Annotated in this window: 10 protein-coding genes; 2 read left to right on the top strand and 8 right to left on the bottom strand. The window is 42.0% G+C overall.

From position 1 onward, the window contains the following. Positions 1 to 71: 71 nt before the first annotated feature. From ENH88_RS01850 to ENH88_RS01835, 4 genes are all read right to left on the bottom strand, one after another. Positions 72 to 2,396 carry a TonB-dependent receptor domain-containing protein gene (locus ENH88_RS01850; RefSeq protein ID WP_304178861.1) on the bottom strand — a complete coding sequence of 775 codons (2,325 nt, stop codon included), beginning with the start codon at positions 2,394 to 2,396 and terminating at the stop codon, positions 72 to 74. 224 nt (positions 2,397 to 2,620) lie between these two features. Then, on the bottom strand, positions 2,621 to 6,541 hold the full coding sequence (gene cobN / locus ENH88_RS01845) for a cobaltochelatase subunit CobN (RefSeq protein WP_304178859.1): 3,921 nt from the start codon (positions 6,539 to 6,541) through the stop codon (positions 2,621 to 2,623). Beyond that, a complete protein-coding gene (locus ENH88_RS01840; protein ID WP_301562932.1) occupies positions 6,538 to 6,894 on the bottom strand; it encodes a DUF2149 domain-containing protein in 357 nt (118 codons plus the stop codon). Before ENH88_RS01840 ends, cobN begins: the two co-directional genes overlap by 4 nt. 1 nt (position 6,895) lies before the next feature. Then, positions 6,896 to 7,423 carry a MotA/TolQ/ExbB proton channel family protein gene (locus tag ENH88_RS01835; protein ID WP_301562933.1) on the bottom strand — a complete coding sequence of 176 codons (528 nt, stop codon included), beginning with the start codon at positions 7,421 to 7,423 and terminating at the stop codon, positions 6,896 to 6,898. 173 nt (positions 7,424 to 7,596) lie between these two features. On the opposite strand from ENH88_RS01835, the gene ENH88_RS01830 reads away from it, so the two are divergent. Beyond that, positions 7,597 to 9,777 carry a TonB-dependent hemoglobin/transferrin/lactoferrin family receptor gene (locus ENH88_RS01830; RefSeq protein WP_304178854.1) on the top strand — a complete coding sequence of 727 codons (2,181 nt, stop codon included), beginning with the start codon at positions 7,597 to 7,599 and terminating at the stop codon, positions 9,775 to 9,777. Between the two features lie 70 nt (positions 9,778 to 9,847). On the opposite strand, the gene ENH88_RS01825 is transcribed toward ENH88_RS01830, so the two are convergent. The 3 genes from ENH88_RS01825 to ENH88_RS01815 all read right to left on the bottom strand — a co-directional run bounded on the left by ENH88_RS01825 (position 9,848) and on the right by ENH88_RS01815 (position 15,224). Next, on the bottom strand, positions 9,848 to 10,273 hold the full coding sequence (locus ENH88_RS01825; protein WP_304178852.1) for a hemerythrin domain-containing protein: 426 nt from the start codon (positions 10,271 to 10,273) through the stop codon (positions 9,848 to 9,850). A 181-nt stretch (positions 10,274 to 10,454) separates the two neighbouring features. After that, a complete protein-coding gene (locus tag ENH88_RS01820) occupies positions 10,455 to 12,506 on the bottom strand; it encodes a S9 family peptidase (RefSeq protein WP_304178851.1) in 2,052 nt (683 codons plus the stop codon). Positions 12,507 to 12,599: 93 nt separating this feature from the next. Next, a complete protein-coding gene (locus ENH88_RS01815) occupies positions 12,600 to 15,224 on the bottom strand; it encodes a TonB-dependent receptor (protein WP_304178849.1) in 2,625 nt (874 codons plus the stop codon). A gap of 201 nt (positions 15,225 to 15,425) precedes the next feature. Between ENH88_RS01815 and ENH88_RS01810 the strand changes: the two genes are divergently transcribed. Next, entirely contained in the window at positions 15,426 to 17,579 is a 2,154-nt protein-coding gene (locus ENH88_RS01810; protein WP_304178848.1) for a winged helix-turn-helix domain-containing protein, read from the top strand. Here the strand turns inward: ENH88_RS01810 and ENH88_RS01805 are convergent. Further along, a complete protein-coding gene (locus tag ENH88_RS01805; protein WP_304178846.1) occupies positions 17,560 to 18,969 on the bottom strand; it encodes a TonB family protein in 1,410 nt (469 codons plus the stop codon). The two genes, ENH88_RS01810 and ENH88_RS01805, sit on opposite strands and share 20 nt — an antisense overlap. Positions 18,970 to 19,009 lie beyond the last annotated feature (40 nt).

The following is a 19,009-nucleotide window of genomic DNA, read 5'->3' as shown; positions in this document are numbered from 1 at the left end:
AAGTGTTATTTTGGGTTTTGAGGCGTTTTAGCCCAGCATTGCTGCTGGGCTGTATTCTTATAGATCTTTATTTAGAAACTGTAACTCATAGATACCCAAAAACTACGCGCTTTTTGCGTGGTATTATAATCTGAGGTACATTCATATTCTTCTGCTGATGTTGCTAACAAGCAAGTGCGGCTTGATAAGTCGTCATCCAATAGATTATTAATACGTGCATTCAGTGCTAGGCTATCATTAATTTTATAACTCGCAGCGAGATGATATAAATCATAGGCTTTGTAATATAACTTTTGTGTTTCAGGGCCTTGTGGACCAGATACATTAGCAGTCCCACGGTAACGATCACTGCGAATTTCTGAAATAAGTGAAATACTCAAATCATCTAATGGCTGCCATGCAAGCGTTAAGTTATACATGTTTTTAGGTGTATTAACCAAAGGAAGCCCTTCATCACGGCCACTTTTCACTTCACTGTCGGTATAAGTAAAGTTACCACGCAGTGCTAGGTTATCGATAATTTGCCAATTAGCAGCGACTTCAACGCCGCGAGTTGCTGATTTATCAACGTTAGCGGCTTGTCTGAATGTGGTGCTACCGATGCCAGCCCAGCCTGCGCCAATTTCAACACAAGGTTCATCAGCGATGGCCACTTCACAGTTTGGCAAGTTATCTTGGTTAATGATTTTGTCTTTAAAATCATTGTAAAACACCGTGATATTACCGCTAAAGTTATCATTACCGTTAAAGTAAGCGGCCATTTCGTAGTTTACACTGGTCTCAGGTTGTAGATCCGGCGTGCCAACAAAAGGTTTAGTACCTTGGCCACCAAAGCCGGTGATGCCTGGGAATAATTGGTTTGGCTCTGGTGTTTTATAACCAGTACTGATACCACCTTTAAAGGTCCATTGATCAGCAGGAGAGTAAGCTAAATAAGCACGCGGACTGACTTGTGAGCCAAAAATATTATGGTGATCATAACGGGCGCCGAAAGTAGCGGTTAGATCTGTGGTTATTTCCCAGTTATCTTCTGCAAAAATAGCGGTTTGGCGGTGATTTTGAGTCGTACCTTTACGGAAACCATCACCGTACATACCAAATACACCATCTTCCATTTCGGCATCAAAATACTGTGCGCCAACTACAAAATAGTGGTTATCTATATTTGATTCAAACTTAGTATCAATAATTAAGTTATCAAGTTTTAATGTACGCATTGGACGAGGTAAAAAAGTCTCATCAAGTTGAGCGTAAATTGCATCCGTTAATTCAGGCTTGTCTGTGCCTTGATCTTGTACCGCTTGATCCCAAATGGCTTGCACGCCTAAGCGCTCTTGTACATTAAGCGGTAATGAGCGACCAAAGTTTTCGCTGCTGCTTTGGGTAATGCTGCTGGTAAGCGTGCCAACATCATAGCGACCAACATGGGCGAGGACAAATTGCTCACGTTCAACACGTTGATAAGGTGTATAACCAACTCGCGGTTGGACAATGCCTTTACTAACACGCCATAAGCTGACAGGGCTATCTAGCGTACCCGTTTGACCTTCGGTATTATCGTAGCGCTGTTTAGCTATATCGTACTCAAAGGTAATTTCGTTTTGCTTATTGAGCAGATAGTTTATTGTGGCGCCTGCATTCCAGTTACGCGCTGCAACGATTTTTTTATCGCCAAAGCTGCCATCATCAACCCACATGCTGCCATCTGGTAGCGGTAAGTTTTCGCTGTATGTAGGCTCACTTTCTTGGCGGTCGTAAAAACTACCGCGAATACCATAGGTTAACCCTTCGATACCACTTGGGCCGGTTAAATATAGGTCGATTTTGTTATCGTTACCGTATTGGTCGTCGGTTTGAATATTGCTACTTACAGTCACGCTACCATGGGTGCTATCAAGGTTTTTACGGGTGATGATATTAATGACCCCACCGATGGCATCGGCACCGTATAACGTAGACATTGGCCCACGTACAACTTCAATGCGCTCAATTGCTTCCAGTGGTGGCATGTACATAAATTGGCTATTGCCAAAATTATTTGGTCCGATATTGCCTACATCACTTTGACGACGACCATCAATCAACACGAGCGTATAGCTAGCCGGTAAACCACGCATAGTAATGCTGATATTACCATTTTTATCTTGTCCTGCGCCGACATCAATACCTTCGATATCACGAAGTGCATCAGCAAGGCTGGTAAACGGCTTATTTTGGAGATCTTCGCGAGAAACAACCGAGACACTCGCGGGTGCATCAATTAATTTTTGCTCGTAACCAGACGCCGTGACAACCATAACTTCCATATTTTCAGCGGTGTCATCATCAGCGATAAGCGTTGTTGATGTTAATAATGCACTGATCAGTGAGGCCAAATAAAGCGGACGGGATTTCATTGTACTTCCTTCATGAAAAGAATAAAGATTGTTAATCTAACTAGTAACCAAGGTCGGCATGATAACAATTATCAGTTGCATGTTCAATTGTGTATGCAAACATATTTACATTTTGTGAATAATATTCATATTAAAATAAACAAGGGTGAAATTACTTCAGTACTTAGTACGGGTGGTTAGGATGAAATAGAAAAGCCCAGCAAGAGGGATGCTGGGCAAATAAGTTAACGTTTTTTGCTCAGTAGCGGACTGGCTGCGCCAAGGGTAAAAATTGCAAATAATATGTACCAAAGAGTGTAGTCATGTTCGCTATCTTTACTTTTTTGCTCTACCTGTGCTAATTTTTGACCGCTTACTTGCTGTTGCCCCGCAGCATTAACTGAGGCTTGCGTACTGCCAGGGAGCAGCGGCGCTAAACCAAAGCCTGCAGCTTGGTTTTTAACAAACTCAGTGAATTTTTCATTATCGGTCACCACATCATGCTGGTTGGCTATGTCAGTATAGGTTTCAAGCATTTTCTTTAATGTCTGTGCATCCGCTGGCCAATAACCTTTGCGTACCGCTTCAACCATACGTTCGATGATTTGCGCGAGTGCTTCTGGGTTGTGTTGTTCAAAGAACTCACGCATTTGCATTTCATACTTATCATCAACATAGACTTCAAAAAACGCTTGCCATTGGTCATCTCTAATTGCTTCTGGTGTCATAACTTCCCAGCCCCACATATTATTCATGCGATCAAATATGGCTGTGGCTCCGGCATAACCAGACTCTTGCATGGCTTTGATCCAACGAGGGTGGAAATAACGGCTACGCATTTCAGCATTGACAAATTCACTGAGGGTTTGTGCTTTGACATTATCTTTACGGCGTAAGTTAGAGACGTACATCTCTGGCGTGTTACCATCTAAATGACGTACGGCAAGGCCGATACCACCAAAATATTGGAATGGATCATCATTGGTCATCAGTGCATATAAGTTAGTTGAGCGTGAGAATATAACGCCATCAGTACCAGAGAGCACTTGGCTATATAAATTGCTATCGCTAACATTTTCGCTCCAGCGCTGTTCATCTTTGCCAAACGCAAAACCCATCCGATCAAGATACAAATTAGCGAGTTTACTCTCTTCATCCCAGCTATCTGACGCTAAACTTGCACCAGCAAGACCGGTTCCATAGTTACCAGTTTCGTTGGAAAATAACCGGATTGACGATAGGTAATCAGCATCTGCTGCGCTTTTTCCTTGCGCTAAAAGTTGCTCTTTTAGGCTATTGGTATGGCGATAAACAAAGTTATTGTCTTCTTTCATTTTGGCAATTTTATCAATCGCTTCAGCGAGCCATAACATGACATTTGGAAATGCATCGCGGTACAAACCGGTGGCAGATATCACCACATCAATGCGTGGCCGGCCAAGCTCTGAATAGGGAATAACCTCAGTATCAATCACATTACCTTGATGATCCCATTTTGGTTTTAACCCCATGGCATGAAGTATTTGTGCTTCCAGTGCCCCTTGATGACGCATGGTTTCTAATGACCATAATGAGAAGGCTAGCTTTTGTGGAAAGCGCCCATGTTTACTGTGATAGTCATTAATGGTTTGCTCCATTAACGTTACACCGGCTTGGTAAGCTTCTTTAGACGGCACTTTGGCTGGGTTAAAACCAATTAAATTACGACCTGTAGGCACAGCTTCAGGACTGCGGATTGGATCGCCACCATAACTGACCGGAATATATTCGCCGTTAAGCGCATTTACTAAACCACTTAGCTCAGCAATATCATGAAAGTTATCCCAATATTTTTTAGCTTCATTAAGTTGTAAGTTCAGTTTTGCTGGTAATGCTGCTAATACAGGGTCGTTACTATTACTGTTTTGAGCAATAAATCGTTTAACGAGTTGATAGCCTTCAAGTGCTTCAAGATTAACCACATTGCGCTGATCTTTTTGTTGTTCAACAGACAGTGTAAGGTGATGTTGTTGTTCAAACTGCGCAGCGGCTTGGGTAAATTCATCTCCGAGCATTTGAAAAATAGTGCTGTATAAGTGTTGCTCTTTGGGTAATTCACCAAAAATATGAATGCCTAATGGCTGGCTCATTTGGGCAAGCGTATTAAGGTGATCTTGAATATGGGTGACTGCATTATCAAAATCAGCACTGAGTGCATCGGGTGTTAGCGCCAAGTCAGTTAAAATATTGAGCTCACTGGCAAGTTCAGTAATTTGACGCTGTGTATTTTGCTTTGTTTGGCCTTGTTCAAGCATCATGAAGTTAGTGATCAATTCATTTAATTCAGCGACTTGGGTATATAAACCTGCTTTAGCAAAACCGGGGGTTAGATGGCTTATCATTGTTGCGCGACCACGGCGTTTGGCTTGCATTGCTTCACCCACGTTATCAATAATATACGGATAAAACACAGGAATATTACCGATAGCTAAAGTTGCTGCGTCGTATACGGATAAACCTCGCTCTTTACCGGTTAACCATTCTTGCGAGCCATGAGTGCCTAAGTGGATCACGGCATTGGCGCCAAAGGTTTCACGCGCATATAAATAAATAGCTAAGTAGCTGTGATTAATTGGCGTTTTAGTGCTGTGGTATAACGAGGAGTGTTCTTGCTCATTTTGCCCACGTACACCCTGCGGTAATACAATTAAGTTACCTAATTTCATACGTGGGATCACAAAGGCTAGTTGGCCATTATGTTCAGTAACCATTGGGTTATCGCGCGGCTCACCAAAGCGTTCAATAATTGGCTGAGTAACGGATGTAGGTAAGGCATTAAACCATGTTAAGTAAGTCTCAAGAGGCAGCCAATCGGCTAAACCTTGCTCAATAAGTGCGCTGGTATCTTCATTACGATAATAGGGACGCAATAATTGACCGGCATTGGCAATAATTTGCTGCGGGCTTAGGCTGTCAATTTGATAGCCTTGGGCTTTTAGTGCTGTGGCAATATTGGTGATTGATGAGGGCACATCTAAAAACGCAGCGCCAATGTTTTTCTCTCCTGGCGGGTAGTTCCAGATGAAAGTGGCCACTTTTTTATCTTCGGCTTTGATATGGCTTAAGTTTGCATGATTATAGGCACGTTCAATTAAGGCATCAAGTTGGGCCTTCATCACCACTTTTTTACCCTCTTGATTGGCCGCGATAATAGTAGGATCGGTACTGCCGGTATCTTCAGGCATTACTAAAAAGAATGGGGTGAGGGAGGGAGATATACCAGCATGGTCTTGCTCAAAAGCATGTTCATCACCTGCGGTGTAATTGAGAGCATGGATCACGGGCACACCAATCTGAGCAAATTCAGCTCGGCGTTTTTCAACATAATGCAATGAACGATAATTGATTAGTAAGTCAACCCGCGCGCCCTTGTCATCAGTGAGTAAATCAGGGTATGCGAGGCTTTCATCATTGCCCTCAAAAAAGAATGCGATGGCTTTTGCTCCTTTTCTTTCGAGGCCACGTATTAACGCATCTACAACCTGTTGTTGTTCATAATCAATCACTGAACGGTGTACGCCAATCGCTATCACCGGTTGATTGAGGGCAGGTTTAAGCCACGAGAAGAAAGCTTCCTCATCGGCGCTAACGAGCGTATCAAAATCGGGATGATATAGGCCTACATTTGGCACGATTGTAGGGGCTTTTGCTGTGGTGTTTGATAATTTAAATACTTGGTTACTTAAAAAAAGCATTAAATTGCGATAGTTTTCGCGCCCTGCATTATTATAGTAAAGGCCTATTTGTTGATGTTGCTTAGCTGTTAGCCCTTGGTTCATAGCGCTGCTCTCTAGATCGCCTAATGACACGACAGGCACGTTTGAAAACTGACTTAAATAAGGCTGATATTTTGCAAACATGAATTTAGATAAAGCAGGGTTGATACCATCAAGTAGGATTAGATCCGCATTTTGCCAATCTTGCATTATTTGTTGCTCAGATTTACCTTTGGCGCTGTAGTTGGTGAATGTAAAAGGTTGATCGGCGCTTAATGAGGTTAATAAATCTCCCTTGGCTTTTGATACATGGCTCGACATCATCATTAGCACTTGGGGTTTATCTTCAGCGGCTATACTTGGCGTAACTATGCTTAGATAACATAAGCATAAAATGATAAAACGCATCATGGGATTTTTTTCTCGTTGTTATTGTTGGTGTTTTGATCTTGCGATCCGGCTTCTGGCACATACACAAAACTGCCATCGGCCATTTTATAAGCGACCCCAGCACGCATTCCTGCACCTGAGCCAATATCACCTGTTGATTGATATTGTTTTATTTCTTTTCCTTCTTTTACAATCACTTGCATATTTGGTTTGCCTGCATTTTTTACCACAGTGACATTTTCTGCAGTAAATGGGCTGAGAGGGTTTTGTGCGATGGCGATCAGTAATGCTGCGATGATCACTAAAAATACATCCACTAGATTAACCGCACTTACAATTGGGTTTAACTCTTCATCTTCATCTAAAAAGCGCATCTCACTGGCCTCTAAACTTACGAATGTTAATTAGCTCTTGGGCACACCAGCGTTTTTTTACTGACGCAGGCCAAAAAGTAATAGTTGAAATAGTTAACCCCCAAATCACCGCTGCAAATGCAATGATCAGATTTTCACTAATACCCTGAATGTTACCATCGGCTAATGCTTTGAGTGCAGGCCCCATCGGGATCATAGTGGCAATTAGCCCTAACATTGGCGCAATACGGGTGACAATTCGTAAGGTTTCGAGTTGTTTTAGCGCAAAAACTTCGTATTCATCCTCGCTCGCGTTGGGGTGTTTAATAAAGTAATTATGAATATCAAAGCCGCGCAACCAGCTGGGACTTTTAGTGTCTATTTGACGTTGATAGAGCAGGCTGTGTTTTTTACGAATACAATATTCGCTGATGAACCGCCCCAATGCAAAAATTGCATAAATAAATAACACCACAATAGCGATGATCACCGGTGTCATTAAAATTTCAGAAACATTAGCCATTAATACTTCAATGGTTTGAATACTCACAGTAGTTACCCCTTTTATTAGTAGGCGGCAAATTTAAAGCATTGCATATATTTAATCAAGAATCTAAATGAAATTTATTATCATTAGTGTTGATCAATTTTCATAATGGCGTATTATTCTCTCGTTTTTTGCAGGAATTCACTGCTTTACTAATAAAAATTAAGGATGTAAAAATGTTTAAGCCGACACTCTCTTTGATCACACTGGCTATTAGCAGTGTTCTTTTTCATACTAGTGCGATTGCAGATGATACGCAGTCAATTACCAATGATGAATTAGAAGTACTGGTTGTTTCAGGCTCTCGTATTGCAAAGCCTTTAAAAGATGTGGCTGCGAGTATTTCAGTAATGACGGCTGAAGAGATGCAAATGCAAGCAGTAACTGACATCAATCAATTATTTAAATATGACCCGAGCATTCAAATTACGGGTCGCATTGGTGGGGCGCAAAATATTACAGTGCGTGGCATGGGCTCGGACCGCATTTTAATGATCAAAGACGGCATGCGCATGAATGAGGGGTATGGGGCAAATGGCTTAAACGATATTGTAGGGCGCGGTTTTATTGAAACAGATACGTTAAAGCAGGTTGAAGTGGCAAAGGGCGCATCGTCATCATTGTATGGCTCAGATGCATTAGGCGGTATTGTGGTGTTTACCACTAAAGATGCCAGCGATTATTTACAGCCGGGTGAGCAATTTGCAGGTAATGTTAAAGCCGGTTATAGCGATTTAAGTAGCCAATATACGCTTGCTGGTACTTTGGCTTTTATTACTGGCGATGTTGAACATGTGCTTAGTAGCACCTTACGCGATGGTGAAGAAGAGCAAAGTTATGATGGATCACTGAGCCCATTTGACATTGAATCAAGCAGCTTCATGTATAAGGGCAAGTACAATATCAGTGAAACTGACTCGCTAGATTTTAGCGTCGATCTTTGGCGCCAAGAAGCGAAAGGTGATAGCGCTGATGGTTTATTGGCTTATTTTCGTTCATTAGCACAATACGGGTATAACATTGTCGATGAGCACACTATTACTGATAAAGAAACTAACTCGTATCAATTAAGCTATCACAGCAACGCGCAAACCTTGCTGTGGGATCAATTTAATGTGAGGGGGTACTACAATGAAAGCAGTCAAGAAGATGAAGAGTACGCATTTTTAGATATTAATGCGCCGATGTTTGGTACCGTTGAAAAGCGCGATATGTTTAAAACAGGTCTTTATAAGCAAACCACGAAAGGCTTGTTATCGAACGCCAGTAAGCAGCTAAATCAGCAGCACACGTTAGGCTTTGGTTTAGATATTGAAACAACTGATAGTTTGCGTACCGTGCACGAATACCGAGAAGCGGATGGCGTGGTCAGTAAAGATGACTCAACCAGTAAATTTCCGCGCAATGATACCTTCAGAGCAGGCTTTTTCATTAATGATGAAATTTCGTTCATGGATAAACGTTTAGTGATCACCCCAGGCGTTCGGTTTGACTATTATGAAATGGACCCTAATGGTGCATTGAAAACGGATGGCACTCAGTTTGCAAAAATTGATGACCAACACCTATCGTTTAATTTGGGTGCACTTTATTACATTAACGATATGCTGTCGGCGTATGCGCAATATGGCCAAGGTTTCAAAGTGCCAGCCTATGATTTAGCGTACATTGAGCACTACAATCAACCAACCTCAGAATACATCTATGAAATCATGCCAAGTGATGATCTATCGGCGGAAGAAAGTGATAGCTACGAACTAGGTTTACGTGGTCATATTGGTAGCTTTACAGTTAATGCCGCTGTTTTCTACAATGAGTTTGATAACTTTTTGGCCACTGAGCTGGTTAACCGTGACAGCGTTTTTAATGCTGATGGCTCATTTTCGTATATACAAGATACGTTTCAATACCACAGCCTTGACTCTGTAACGATTAAAGGTGCGGAGTTTGGCGCGACCTTTTATGCAACAGACAGCCTTGACCTATTCTTTAATGTGGCATATCAAGATGGTAAAGATAACAGCACAGATGAATATATTTCCAGTATCAGTCCGCTGTCAGGTAATCTAGGTATTAGTTACAAACAGGATGATTTTGCCAGCAATGTGATTTTAAACTGGGCAAAACAAATGACGAAGGTAAATGAAGGAAAATACCAAACCCCAGGTTATGGCACAGTTGATTGGCAGTTAAGTTATCGATTAGCTGATACACAGCTAAATTTAGCGGTAAATAACATATTTGATAAAGAGTATTACCAGCATAATAATCTTGCTGGTCATGATGCTGGCGACAGCTTAGCAAACCTTGCCAGCGCAGGGCGTAACTTTTCTGCCACGATTAAATATAACTTTTAATGAGCAAAACACGCTACATTGCTCGCGTTATACAGGGTGCTTTTGCTAGCAAAGTACCCATCTATAAGGCTTAATTCATCGCATCGTTATATTTTTCGGCTAAGCTTAGTTTTTGCTCTTCGCTCAGTGCTTTCCCAGCTAACTGAAATATTTCATGCTCTTCTTCAGTTAAATGATGGTGCACAAGATGATGAAGTTTTTTTGCAGTCACCAGCCAAGCGGATGAACTCATATCGGTTTCTTCAAGTTGTTCAATTAATTCGTCAAGCTGATGGTGTTCGGCTATACCATGACGGGCTTTTTCGTGGGTTAAATCATCAAACATTAAGGGATTATAAAAATAGCGCTCTTCAAATTTGGCATGCTCTTCCAGCTCATGCTTTAAATTATCCATAAGCGATTGACGATTTGGTGAATCTCCATGTGTTGCAATTAGTGCATCAACCAGTGAACGTTGTTTATCGTGATCGTTACGTAATGCTTTAAAAATATTCATGATTTATCCTTGCTTTACTCATCTATAGGTTTGTAAGCAAGTGACGAGCCATGATTTAAGCTGTTGTTTTATATTGAAATACAAATGGCGCATAGCAAGGTGGTATAGAAAGAATGTAAAAATTACAGGTTAAAATGAAAAAGGCCAATACTGTGGTTGGCCTTTCAATAAGTAAGCTTAACTATGACTTATTCGCGTCTTTTACTGCTTTTAGTTTGGCGGCATGGTCAATTTCAAACGCTGGCATATCTTTGTTGCCATCAATTAAGTAATTATCCATCCAACGCATTAGGCGTAAGCTGTAATCGTATTGTGCAGCGACTTTGCGGTTACCGTGTCCTTCACCCGGGTAGTATACAAGACGTACATCTTTGCCTTGTACTTTCATGTAACGGTACAGTTCCATTGATTGTGCAGGGTGTACACGCGGGTCATCTTTACCGTGCATAATAAGCAACGGTGTTTTTGATTGACCGGCCCAGTAAATAGGGCTGCGCTCTAAATACCACTGCCATTTATCCCACGGGTAAGAGCGGGCATGTACTAGGTTCATTTCGTTAGAAATATCCGTAGTGCCAAATTTAGATAGCTGATTAGTTACGCCCACAAACATCACACTTGCCGCAAAGTGTTCAGTCAGTTTTGTTGCGCCCCATGCTGAGGCATAGCCGCCGTATGAGCCACCGGTAATACCAACGCGTTTTGCATCAACTAAGCCCATTTCAACAAGGTGATCTTTAAAATCAACTAGATCATCAAACTCTTTACCTGCGTAATCGTTTTGGCCTAGTTTAGAGTAACCTACCCCTTTACCGGTAGAGCCGCGGTAGTTCGGGTAAAACACCGCATAACCGCGTGCGGCGCCCATTTGCCCTGGGCGCGAGTAGTTTGTTAGCCAGCCATCTTTATCATGGCTTTCAGGGCCGCCGTGCACAGACATGATCAATGGGTAACGTGTGCCTTCGTTATAATCAAGTGGATAAACGAGTACCCCATCAATCTCAACACCGTCGCGAGCCTTAAGTGAAATAGTCTCTTGCTTAGCAAAACGCTTGTCATTTAACCAGTTGTTTGAATCGGTTAAGCGCTGCGCTTTAGAGCCACGAACAATAAATACTTCATTTGGGTGCTTTGCTGTATTTGCACGTAGCGCTAAGGTTTTATCTGAATCAGAAATACTTAGGTTTGAGGCAATAAATTGGCCTTCTTTGATCAGCTTTTTGTATTTGTTTGAACCCGTTTTAATACTCGCGACAAAACTTTGCGTGCCTACATTGGCAATAAAGTTCAATGTATTACGTTTATTGGACCATTCAAAATCAACGATGTGACCCATAAAGTCAGGTAACCAGTCAGTTACTTCACCGGTTTTAGTGTCTGCTAAGAATAAGCGACCTGTCGCCGGATCGTGTTTATCTTCGGCACCCAAAATCGCGATATAACGGCCATCATGAGACAGCTCAGCACCGTCTAATTTACCTTCTGTGGCAAATGACATGGTTACTTGGTTAGTCGCGATATCAAATAAATGCCATTGTGATTTAGTGTATTTATCGTCAATCAGTGCAGTAGGCTGGGTTTTTACTAATAATTTGTCGCCTTGTGCTGCCCAGTTTACATCGCTGACGTAGTTAGCAACGTTTAGGGCTTGCGGGGTTAATGGCAGGTCTGCTTTGGCTAAATCAACAATAAACAGTTGTTTATCCTTTAAACCAAGCTCATATACTTCTGCCATAAAGCCTAGTTTTTTAAGCTCTTTTTCAGACTTATCAGCCGCTGGCATGGCTAAAATAGCGAGTTGTTTATTGTTCGGGCTTAATTGGTAACTAGAAATTGAGGTGTCTTTAAGCGACAGTACTTTTTGCGCTTGACCACCGTCTACTGGAATTTGGTATAACGCGGTAAACTTGTCGTCTTTTAGCTTAGCTAAAAAATAAATGGTTTTGCTGTCGTTTGACCATTGAATACTCTTGATACTTACCGAGCCGGTAATGAAAGGGCGCTCTACACCTTTATCATCAACAACGTAAAGTTCGCTGTAATTGCTGCCATTTTCAGCTACGTATAATTCACGTGGCACAGAGCGGGTAAAGGCCACTGTATCACCATCAGGGCTGATACTGGTTTGCAGCACAGATTGAATTTTTGGAATATCTTCGACGGTTAACGATGTGGCAGCAACCGCCAGTGAACTTGACAGCCCAATGGCCAGCGCTAAGCTAGTTTTTAGCATGATTTTTCCTTCGCTTGTTTTAATTATCGAAGGCAGTATATCAATAGGCTACTCAATTACGAAAATATGCGATTAACTTCCAAGCACTATCGATTAATGGCTGTAACGTACACCAACATAAAAGCGGCGGCCATTTTGATAAACGCCTGTTGGTGCATATTCATTACGCTCATACAGGTAAGTGATTTCATCGGTAAGATTGATTGCTTCAATTACAAAATCAAGGCTGTCAGATACTTTGAAGGTAATACTGCCATCAAGTTGACCAAAATTATCCATCATAGTTTCACCAACCCCCGTGGCGAAATGAGTACGATAGTTATAGGCTAAACGTGAACTTAACCACTCATTTTCATAGTAACTGGTTAAATTTATTGTATGTTTTGAAGTGCCAGGCACATAATCCTCACGCCCTGATATGCTATCTGTGCGGTCGCCATCGACATAGGTGTAGTTAGTGATCAAGCCAAAACCATAAATAAGCTCTTGTTGATAGCCAATTTCTACACCTCGAATAGTGCCGCCACTGCCATTGATGGGCCTGTCAATGGTCATAGCAATGCCTTCATGTTGTTCAATGGTGCGTTTAAATTCGACAAAGGATTCAACGTCTTTGTTAAACAATGCCACAGAAAGCAGGGCGGCATCATCAAAATACCATTCAAGGCTTACATCAAATTGATTGGCGCGATACGGATCTAAGTCAGGGTTGCCACCTTGTCCTTGTGCTTGGGTGACATTGTAATTAGTGGAAGGCATCAAATGATTATATTGTGGACGCGACATCACTCGTGCAGCGCTGACGCGGGCGATCAGGTTCTCGTTCAGGTCAATGCTGATATTGGCGCTGGGTAATATATCGACATAGTTTTTGTTGTGTTGCTGCCAGACAAAGCTTTCTTGTTGTTCAACCGGTGAACCAACACGCTGATAAGCACCGGAGTCTTGAACGGTATTAACAACGCGTACGCCTAAGTTGGTACGGTAATCATCGCCATCCAACATTAATTTAACATAACCTGCAGTAGTGCGTTCTTGAATATCAAAACGGCTGGCTTTTTCTTCTTGTTGCACAAAGTCGATAGTTTGGAAATCATTTGATAAGGCACTGATATCGGCATAACTATAATTTTTAAGGGTGTGTTGATCGCCAATATCGGCTAAAAAGCCATGAGGAAAAGCCGCTGGGTAATCCGCTAAGGTCCAATCAAGTTGCTGGGCTATACCATCAAATGCGCCATTAAATGAGCGATAACGAATAAAATCGCGTTGATGATCGCGGTACTTGGCACCTACCTTTATGGCGCTGATGATTGAGTGATCAATTGCGCGTTCAAAATCAGCTTGTAAATAGAGCTCTTGATCATTGGAATCTTGGCTGTCGTTACGTGCTTCTGTTAGCTGCCAAGCCTTTGCATCGAGAGGCGACACATCATAGTTGGCGATTATATTTTTACGTTCAGTAGTATCAACCGTATAGGCGGTATTGGCTGAAAATTGTGAGGTGTGATCTTGTTTTGAACCACCGCCGCCTTTGGTAAAACCAATTTGGTATTGATTCTGCCAAAGGTGCGCTTGTTGGCTAACAATTAAATGCGCGCTACTGGTATTGATTTCAGATTCTCGCCAAATAGCTTCCATGGCGGTACTAAATGGTAAATTTTGGGCGTTTTGTGCGGGTACTTTTGAATAGCGGGCGTAAGTTAATGTGTTATCACTTATGCGAGCATCACTGACATGACCACCTCTGGCAAACACGCTACTGGGTTGCCATAAAAAGTTTTGGTTATTGTTATCGGCATTAAGTACGGAATACAAGGTATTAAGTTGAATGTTCCACTCTAAATTGGGCTGATACTCAAAGTTTGCCGTGGCACTCGTTAATAGTCGCTGCTGCTGGAATATGGCAGAGCCACCACCACCGGGCGTCCAGATGTTTTTTATATTGGCAGTGTCACTGTCTGTTGCGGACAGGCTACCATCGGCATTTTGTTGAAAGTTTTGTTCATGCCAGCCCCAAGATTCAAGTCCATCACGGCGTAGTGAGCGTTGATTTCGGGTAAAGGTAACTAATGCACCAAAATTTTTATCGGGATTAGTCCAGTTATAAAATACAGCCAGTTGTGGGTCAAATTCACCTGATAAATCATTGTATTGTACTTGTGCATTGGTAACAAACTGATTGCTCTGTGTATGCAAAGGTCGTTGTGTTTTAATATTAACAGAGCCGCCTAATGAACCTTCGTTATGATCCGCTTGCGGGGTTTTATATACTTCCAGAGAGGACACTAAATCAGCGGGTAACAGCGTGTAATTAAAACCACGATCAGGCTGGGTTGAGATCCACCAATCTGCAGAGGCAATCGCTTGACCATTTAAAAAAGTGCGATTTTGTTCCGGTGTTGTGCCACGAACACCCACACGTTCACCTTCCCCTTGGACACGTGAAAGTGAAATGCCGGTGATGCGTTGCAATGCTTCCGCGACATTTTTATCAGGGAACTTACCGATATCTTGCGCGCTGATTGCTTCTATGATTGACTGGCTATCGCGCTTGTCTCGTAGTGATTTGATAGCGCTGTCATGAAAGCCCCTAATTTGAATTGTTTCTAATTGGTTTTGGTCAGTATTAGGGGGCGTTTTAGCACTTGAGTAAAGCGCATTGAATGCGCTGACAATGAGCATTATGTTAACAAGTATTTTTATTTTTATTGTCATACTCAACCCAACAAGAACAACATGAGAAAAACTAGCAGTGATAACTACCTATAAAATAAGAACACACTCATTGAGTATGCTACTATGTACCGTATTTGCTTATATACCCAAAATGCTGAATTCTGCATCTTGAGATGGTTTGGGTATAGTACGCTTTCTTGACTAATTTAACCATAGATTAACGTGTGTAAAAAATAAACGATGCCAACAGCCGAACTAAAACAGTTACTACTCAACGATGTGCTTGTTGATTTTGCTGCTCTAAAAGTAAAGGTAGCAGGGCGTTGGTGTGCCGTTGAAGCAAAGCAGTTGGTGTTATTAAAGTTGTTACTAGAACACCAAGGCAACGCAGTATCACGGGATATAATTATGGATGCGCTCTGGCCGGATGTCGTAGTGAGCGACAATTCAGTCAGTCAGCTAGTAACACAACTGCGTAAAAGTCTACATGATGATAAAAACACCGCAACGTTTATTCGTACCGTACCGCGAGTTGGCTATCAGTTAATAGCAGAGATCAGTGATGCACCAACCTTATTAGATAAAGTGACTCCGGCTACGCCGCGCACATCGGCTTTATTTGTTGCCCTAGGTTTAATGTTAGGCGCTATGCTGACACTTGTCAGCCAGCACTTACTTGCACCGAAAGCGCCAACTTTGAACTATGAATATCAATCACGGATCACCTCAGCGCCAGGGGCTGAAGTTTTTTTACGTTACTCTCCCAGTGGCCGATATTTAGCATTTAGCCAATCAAATGATCAACAAAGTCAATTTGATTTAGCCGTTTATGATCAGCAAAGCAAGACCGTGCACAGTATTAAAAATTCAGGTTATTCTGAAGAAGCGCCAGTGTGGTCGCCAGACGGTAAATGGCTGGCTTACTTTAGATATGATCCGCTTAGTTGCGATATCCGCGTTATTCCTGTCTCTAATGCCATTGAAACATGGCGTTTGAGTCCTGAGTTTAAACTCACTCGCTGCCAACAACGTCATGGACCTAGCAAATTACACTGGGCCGACGACAACACTATTTACACCACGCACTGGCAAGATGAACAACCGCGATTAGTAAAATATACCTTGGCATTTTCACCTACGCCCACTTTATTAGAGCAGCAAATCGTGGGGGATTTTAAACCGATCACCTTTGATATTAATGAGCAGCAAAAAATGCTGATCCTTGAAAAAGATCAAGGCTGGTTTAGCGTTAGTGAAGTGGATTTAACACAATCACTGCAACGCACTGAAATAAAGCGCAGTCGGCACAGTCATGCGCCGTTATTATTTGACAGTGAACAGGGTTATTACTGGCTCGGTGATGATGCGTTACGTCGTTATGACTACCAAGGTAATGAGCAACTGGTACATCAACCATTGGGTTTTGTCGCCGATTTGGCAATTAACCCGCAAACGGGCGATATTGCTCATGCGGAAGGGCAAGCACGGGTTAATTTGTATCAAATTGAATTAGATTTAAGTAAGGATGTCCCGAAAATCCGCAATACTATGCAATTATCGTCTTCTGCACGAATGGACATTTTACCCGCAGTATCGCCAGACGGACAGCAAAGTGCATTTATTTCATTGCAACGTCGAGGGATCACCGGCTTTACCCATATCGAAGTATGGCTGAAACATAAACAGCGTAAAACCGCGAACCTAATTGCCACTTTACCTAGTAATATTACCCCTAAATACCTGCTTTTCTCACCGAATGGCGACAATGTATTATTGGCGGATGAACAGCAAAATGTGTATTTGATTAATACCTTTTCACGTCGTTTAGTACCAATCATTTCTGGTTTTGAGCAGCTCAATGGGGTGCGTTGGTCACAAGATAGCCACAGTATTTATTATCAAGTTAGCAATGAGCAAAGCGCCAATGAGCAGTTACAATGGCAAGATTGGCGTTACGATATTCAACTTATGAGTAATACCTTAGTGAAAGATAACGTCGCGTTGCAAAGCTTAGATGGGGAACACCCACTTTGGCAGCTTAATAGCTCGTATTTAGAGCATGATTTACACGTGCGTACTTATTTATCAGCGGTGTTGGAGCAGCAATTACCATTAGCGCAATTGTTGCCATCACTTGAGCTGTTTAAACCTGCGGTATTTAAACAGGGCATTTATTATGTACTACGCCAAGGACATCAGCTCTTGCTGTATTGTTACTTAACCGAGCAAAAGCGCAATGTGTTTATAAAAGAGCTTGGTGTGTACGGCTATGATATTGACATTAATCTTAATATCAGTAGCTCAGTCGATGGTCGTCAAGTGGTGTTTAGTCAAGTGGATGGCATTGAAACAGATATTTTATTGCACAAAGCCATTAAGGCAGTGTCGCCATAAACTGTTTGATGCTGCTTTGATCCCAATTACGGCTACGGGCTTCTTGTAGGGCGCTATTTGCTAGTTTTTGAGCTGCCTGCGGTTTATTATTAGCCGCTTGAATTTGCGCTTTAAGTAATAATAATTGTGGGTGTTCACTATCATCAGCCAATGCCGAATTTAAGGCTGCGGTGACCTGTTGCGGTGGTTTTTTTAACTCAAAAAGTAATAAGGCAAGTTCACGTTTAGCACTAAATAATCCTTGTGCTGCTGCCGCTTTTAACCATGTTAGGGCTTTATTGGGGGCATAATCGACATATTGGCTGTTCAACAGCTCTCGTCCTAAACGGTATTGCGCATTGGCAAAACCACTTTGAGCAGCAAGTAGGATCCAATTTAAGCCTTTTTCACGGTCAACTTTACCATACTCGCCGCGTAACATATTTGCACCAATACGATATTGTGAATTAGCATACCCGTTAACGGCTGAGCGCAGTAATAATTCACTATTAGCATTGCTTTGCTGCCAATGGTATTTCAACAATCGGGTCGCGTTGTATTCATCTGAACTTAGCCAATTGGCAATATAATACTGTACTAAGGCGTTACCTTGCTCTGCGGCATCAATTAACTCAGAAATCTTTTCATTGTATTCACGCTGCTGACTTTTAAAGCTTTGCTCGTACTGCTTACCCTTGTAAGTGGTGAAGTGATACAACAAAGAACGATTATAGTAAGGTAAGGTTTGGCTATCACCTTGATATTGCCAGCGCTTCACTGCGTTGATAATGGCTTGATCAAAGGTTTTTTCTGGGTATGAGTCAATTAAGGAAATATCGGTTACAGCGCCGCTTTTATCAATATCAAATTCAAGCCACACCCAGCCTTCTATGCCATTTTGATAGGCATGCTTTGGGTATTTAGGCTCAACGGTATAGCTGCGCTGTGGACTTGAATGCGGGGCTGGACTGGCGGTTAACTCTGGCCGTAACTGTTGATCATACCATTGAAAACTAAGTTGTTTTAACAGTGCATTATAGGCGTCATCAAGGGGTTGTTGATTGTTACTTTGTCTGGCTATTAGCATTGCCGTATCGCGCGCATCGAGCAGCCCAAAATCAGCAGCTAAGCTAAACCAGGCATAGGCTTGTGCTTTGTTTTTTGCAACCCCTTGGCCGTGTAAATACATTACAGCGATGTTATAAATTGCGTCTGCATTGCCTAAATACGCTAATTGTTGAAATTCGTGTTGTGCTTCGTTGAAGTTTCCTTGGTGGTAGTCAAGGGTTGCACTAAGCAAGTCTGCTTTCGTCTGAGGTATAAACAGCAGACATAGCAATACCAATAAGAGTTTGTAGTGACAAAATCCTGTTGTTTGCTTACTGTGATCAATAGCTGTCTGTGCTGACACGTATTATGCTTCGCCGATGTTGTTCGAGTAACGTTTTTAC

It is taken from the genome of Pseudoalteromonas prydzensis, from assembly GCF_011050055.1.
Taxonomy (GTDB): domain Bacteria; phylum Pseudomonadota; class Gammaproteobacteria; order Enterobacterales; family Alteromonadaceae; genus Pseudoalteromonas; species Pseudoalteromonas prydzensis_A.
This window is presented reverse-complemented; position numbering and strand designations above follow the sequence as displayed.